Raw genomic sequence first — 4,499 nt, forward strand, 5'->3', positions numbered from 1 at the left:
ACGGCCCCCTCCCTCGCGAGACCGCGGGCGATCCCCTCGCCAATGCCTTTGCTGCTGCCGGTGACCAACGCCACCCTTCCGTCAATCTTCAGATCCATGACATCCTCCTCGCGCTGCGGCTGGCGTTATGGAGAGAGAGCGATGGGCGGGTCCATTACGCACCTGAAAGTGCCCATAGATCAGGAACGGAGAAGCGCCTGCCTCGGCCCGGAAGGCTCCGTCGCGCATGTTACCCGCGTGCTCAGCATGATCAGCGGGCGGTGGAAGCTCCCGATCCTGTTCCGTCTGTTTGCCGAACCCACGATGCGGACGTCACGGTTGCTGCGGGACATCCCGGGCCTGTCGCAGAAGGTCTCACACAGCACCTGAGGGAGCTTGAGCGGGACGGCTTGGTCGCGAGACGGGATTTCGGCCGGCAGCCGCCGCATGTCGAGTACGGGCTCACACACACGGGGGCGAGCCTCATGCCCGTCCTGGTATCGATGCGGGAATTCCCGCGCCTTCACGCTGCGGACGTGCCGGGTGCGCCGGACTGACCACATGAGACGGCTGCGGCAGTCGCGGTCATGCGCATGGGCCGCCCGCCGGCCGCTTTCTACCTATGTGCGACATCTGCTACCGCCCATGCAGCACGATAACGCGTGCACCCGGTGTCACATGGATAGCTGAGCGCGGGATGCCGCAATACGGCCCATGACAGGGTTCGGCGGGGCATCTCGAAGAGTGGATCACACTGAGAAAATGCCGAACAAGGCAGAATTTCAGGGCCGAATGCTGTCAAAATCTGCGACGATCGACGAACGTTCACAGCGGAGTTTGATGATGTCGTTGCTCCTCTTGCTATTCGAGAAGGCGTCGACCGAGCTGTATGCCCGGACCTCGGCATCTCTCACGTTGCCGGGTCTCCGCCGGTCTTCAGTGATGAAGAAGGCGTAGACGTAGTTCCCGCGCGGGTAGCCGATGCCGCTGGTGATCTCGGATGGACGGTCAGCATCCATCTCCTTCGTGGAGAATATGTAGGATTCGGCTTCGAAGTACAGTTCTGCGGGCCGGGTTCCTGTCACGAATGTATAGTAGAGTTCTGCCCTGCCTGGGTGCAGCCGTGGCTCGGCGATGCGGCAGAATTCCACCCTCGCGTTACGCTCGGGAATGTCGCAGGCGAACTGCGTCTGCCAGGGGGGAATGCAGTTCGCCATGGACAGGGTGGGTATCATGGCAATGGTCAGGGCGACAGGAAGCTTCATGCCGATTCCTCTGTGAACCGTTCACGGTATAGGTCCACGCAGGGAGAGCAAGGTTCTCCAGACGCCTTCCTCACCAAAGGGCTTCGCGCTCCTGGACTGGTGCCGCAGCCTCTTGGCCTTCTCTGCATCATAATTCTCGCATCCCATGCTGGACGCGCGGCAGGGCGGCCGTTGCCACACAGCGGCCCCTCGTCGCCTAGCCATCCATGGTCCGCCTCCCTATCTTCCCGCGCATGCCCCGCTCCCCTGCTGCCGACCTGGCGCCCCTCATCAAGCTGCTGCAAGCGGGTGTCCCCCCCGAGCGCGCCGCCGCCGAACTCGCTCGCGTCCTGGCGATCTGGACGGCCGAACTGAAGGACGACGACGAGCAACTCCAAGAGCGGCTCTCTGGCTTGGCCGAGCAGATGGCGATGGGGATCGAGGAAATGCACGAGGGCATCGCCGAGGCGAGCGACAAGGGGAAGCCCACGTTGCGGCGGATCTTGGCGACGCATGAGGCGGTGCTGAACGGGGTGCGGAAGGCGCAGGGGGCGGCGTAAGCCGCCCACCTCCCCAGGTCGGGCGGCGACCACAGCATACCGCCCCATTCTGGCCCGGTACGGAGCCTATTGAGCACGATAAGCTTCGATCCTCGTGCCTTCTTCTAGAAGCGGCCGAGGTGAGTGTATCAGCCCAATCGTTACACTTTCCATCGGGTATCAGGCAAGCTAGGCCGTTCTCAAACTCAGTCTCCTGACAGGTTCGAGGACGGAACCTCGGTTTGTTGAGGCTGAGACGGATCATCGGCGATCAGCTGCGTGACGTTGCCCTCGATCCAGTCGGTCAGGCGGGTCAGCTGACCGGCCGCCTCGTGACCGAGGGAGGTCAGCGTATATTCCACGTGCGGCGGCACAACCGGGAAGCTGCGCCGCTCGATGAGGCGATATCGCGCGAGCTGACGCAGGCTCTCGGCCAGCATCCGCTCGCTGACCCCGTTCACGCGGCGGCGCAGCTCAGCGAACCGCATCGTGCCGCCGCCTAGCGCTACCAAGATCAGCACGCTCCACTTGCCGGTGATGGCGACCAGCACCTCGCGTGATCGACAGTCGGCGTCGAACGCATCGCCGCGCAGCATCTGGGACGCCAGGTGTCCGTCGATCGTCATTCGACACTTACCTTCATGTGCGTACTTACTATCTGATAGCTAAATCAATAAGTCAGGTCGCTCAAGATCAAAGGAGCCGACCATGTTCGCGATCACTGGAGCCACCGGCCGGCTCGGCAGGCTGACGATAGACGCGTTGCTCGAGAGAACGACACCCGACCAGATCGTGGCGCTCGCCCGCGATCCCGACCGGGCGGACGACCTCGCGGCGCGCGGAGTCGCGGTGCGCCGCTTCGATTATGATGAGCCGGCCGATCTCGCCGACGCCCTCTCCGGTGTCGATCGGCTGCTGCTGATCTCGTCCGATGACCTCGCCCGCCGCATCGAGCAGCATCGCGCCGTGATCGATGCCGCGGTAGCTGCCGAGGTGGGCTTCATCGCCTATACCAGCGTCCTTCGCGCCGACCGCAACCCCCTCGGCGTGGCGCCCTCCCACCAGGCGACGGAAGCGATGCTGGCGGAAAGCGTGCTGCCGCACGCCGCTTTGCGCAACGGCTGGTACATCGAGAACTACTTGATCGGCGTCGACGCGGCCATGGCGCACGGCGTGTTGCTCGGCAGCACCGGCGATGGGCGCATCTCGGGCGCCGCGCGGGCAGACTATGCCGAGGCGGCCGCCACGGTACTCGTCGCTGGACCAGAGGCGGCCGGCGTCCACGAACTGGCCGGTGACACAGCGTTCACCCTGTCCGACGTCGCAGCGGCGCTCTCTGAAGCATCCGGCAACCCGGTGATCTACCGTGACCTGCCCGAAGCCGACTACGCGCGGGCGTTGGAAGCGGGCGGCATGCCTGCGCCCGTCGCGGCGATGCTGGCAGGCTTCAGCGCCGGCGCGGCAGGTGGGATACTGGAAGACAGCTCGGGCGCGCTCGGGCGTCTGCTCGGCCGACCCACTGTCAGCCTTCGCGACGTGGTCCGAAATGCCCTGGCGAAAGATCGCTTTTGAACATGTCGCCGTCGTTGGACTTTTTCTACGATGCCGGTTCCTGCTCGCTAGCCGTTCGGATCGTGCTGGAGGAGCTCGGCATTCCCTACTCCGCGCATCGCGTGTCGGCGCGAGCGGCAGACGACGAGGCGTCCCGATCGGCATGGCGTGCGCGCAATCCCAAGGGGCGCGTACCTGCGCTGTCGCCCGTTGTGGGGCGCACTGCCGGCGAGCCGCTGCTGCTCACCGAGGTCCCAGCGATCATGACCTATTTGTCAAGACTGCGCCCGACACTCGGCCTTGTGCCCACCGATCCGGCGCGGGAGGCGCGCACGATCGAATGGACCAACTGGCTGTCGAGTCATGTCCATGCAGTCGCGTTCGGAGGCCTTTGGCGGCCCTCCCGGTTCACCGACGACACACTGGCGCAGGTCGGTATCGCATCGCGAGGGCGCGCGAACGTCTTGGACGCCTTTGCCGCGATCGAAGCGCTATGGGGCGACGGCCGTCGCTGGGCCGTGCCGGACACCTACACGGTCGCTGATGTCTTCCTGCTGGTCTTCTATCGCTGGGGGACGATGATCGACGCAGCGATGTCGAACTATCCGGCGTGGACCGCAGCCACCCACCGCCTGCTGGAGCGCCCGGCGGTCGCGACAGCCTTCCACAAGGACGGCTTGCAGCTGCCGCAGCTCTGACGGGCGGCGCCGCAGAGCTTAACTGCCCGTTCTCGATTAGGAGGGTCGATCAAGACAGCCGCGGTGTGGGCCAGCGCTGGTGCCTGCGCTTCGGAGCTGATTTCGCGGCCAAGCTGCGCAAGTGCCGGCCGAGGCCAGGCGACGTTTGGCACCTCGATGAGGTGTTCCTGAAGATTAACGGGATCTGCAGTATCTCTGGCGCCCCGTTGATCAGAACGGCGACGTACTCGACATCCTGGTCCAGGATCGGCGGAATGCCACGGCCGCCAAACGCTTCTTCAAGCGCCTGCTGGCGGGCCTCAAGTACAAGCCGCGGCGGCTCATCATCGATGGCCTGCGGAGCTACGGTGCGGCGCATCGCGATCTGCTGCCCGAGGTGCGGCATCGTACTAGGCTCAGGACTCATTGATCCAGAAGAGGACGGTGGCGGCGAGGCAGATGGCGGACATGAAGGTGTGGACGCAGCGGTCATAGCGCATGGCGATGCG

6 protein-coding genes and 1 pseudogene are annotated in these 4,499 nt (G+C 64.8%); 5 read left to right on the plus strand and 2 right to left on the minus strand.

Features of this window, described 5'->3' with window-relative positions; translation table 11 throughout:
- Positions 1 to 303: 303 nt before the first annotated feature.
- Positions 304 to 536: pseudogene (locus EBE87_RS30175) on the plus strand (winged helix-turn-helix transcriptional regulator).
- 225 nt (positions 537 to 761) lie between these two features.
- On the opposite strand, the gene EBE87_RS27690 reads toward EBE87_RS30175, so the two are convergent.
- Positions 762 to 1,244, minus strand: a complete 483-nt coding sequence (locus EBE87_RS27690) for a hypothetical protein (protein ID WP_120641011.1) — start codon at positions 1,242 to 1,244, stop codon at positions 762 to 764.
- A 206-nt stretch (positions 1,245 to 1,450) separates the two neighbouring features.
- Between EBE87_RS27690 and EBE87_RS27695 the strand changes: the two genes are divergently transcribed.
- Positions 1,451 to 1,783 carry a hypothetical protein gene (locus EBE87_RS27695; protein ID WP_120641012.1) on the plus strand — a complete coding sequence of 111 codons (333 nt, stop codon included), beginning with the start codon at positions 1,451 to 1,453 and terminating at the stop codon, positions 1,781 to 1,783.
- Positions 1,784 to 1,968: 185 nt separating this feature from the next.
- On the opposite strand, the gene EBE87_RS27700 is transcribed toward EBE87_RS27695, so the two are convergent.
- A complete protein-coding gene (locus EBE87_RS27700; RefSeq protein ID WP_120641013.1) occupies positions 1,969 to 2,388 on the minus strand; it encodes a winged helix-turn-helix transcriptional regulator in 420 nt (139 codons plus the stop codon).
- 82 nt (positions 2,389 to 2,470) lie between these two features.
- On the opposite strand from EBE87_RS27700, the gene EBE87_RS27705 reads away from it, so the two are divergent.
- The 3 genes from EBE87_RS27705 to EBE87_RS30640 all read left to right on the plus strand — a co-directional run bounded on the left by EBE87_RS27705 (position 2,471) and on the right by EBE87_RS30640 (position 4,420).
- Positions 2,471 to 3,334: an NAD(P)H-binding protein gene (locus EBE87_RS27705; protein WP_120641014.1), complete on the plus strand. Its 864-nt coding sequence runs from the start codon at positions 2,471 to 2,473 to the stop codon at positions 3,332 to 3,334.
- Between the two features lie 2 nt (positions 3,335 to 3,336).
- Entirely contained in the window at positions 3,337 to 4,011 is a 675-nt protein-coding gene (locus EBE87_RS27710; RefSeq protein WP_120641015.1) for a glutathione S-transferase family protein, read from the plus strand.
- 235 nt (positions 4,012 to 4,246) lie between these two features.
- Entirely contained in the window at positions 4,247 to 4,420 is a 174-nt protein-coding gene (locus EBE87_RS30640) for a DDE-type integrase/transposase/recombinase (protein ID WP_367605495.1), read from the plus strand.
- Positions 4,421 to 4,499 lie beyond the last annotated feature (79 nt).

Origin of the sequence: Teichococcus wenyumeiae (genome assembly GCF_003696345.1) — a bacterium.
GTDB lineage: Bacteria > Pseudomonadota > Alphaproteobacteria > Acetobacterales > Acetobacteraceae > Pseudoroseomonas > Pseudoroseomonas wenyumeiae.

Coding starts and splice junctions, on each gene's coding strand:
- EBE87_RS27695 (WP_120641012.1), top strand. CDS start 1,451: ATGGTCCGCCTCCCTATCTTCCCGCGCATGCCCCGCTCCCCTGCTGCC.
- EBE87_RS27710 (WP_120641015.1), top strand. CDS start 3,337: ATGTCGCCGTCGTTGGACTTTTTCTACGATGCCGGTTCCTGCTCGCTA.
- EBE87_RS27690 (WP_120641011.1), bottom strand. CDS start 1,244: ATGAAGCTTCCTGTCGCCCTGACCATTGCCATGATACCCACCCTGTCC.
- EBE87_RS27700 (WP_120641013.1), bottom strand. CDS start 2,388: ATGACGATCGACGGACACCTGGCGTCCCAGATGCTGCGCGGCGATGCG.
- EBE87_RS27705 (WP_120641014.1), top strand. CDS start 2,471: ATGTTCGCGATCACTGGAGCCACCGGCCGGCTCGGCAGGCTGACGATA.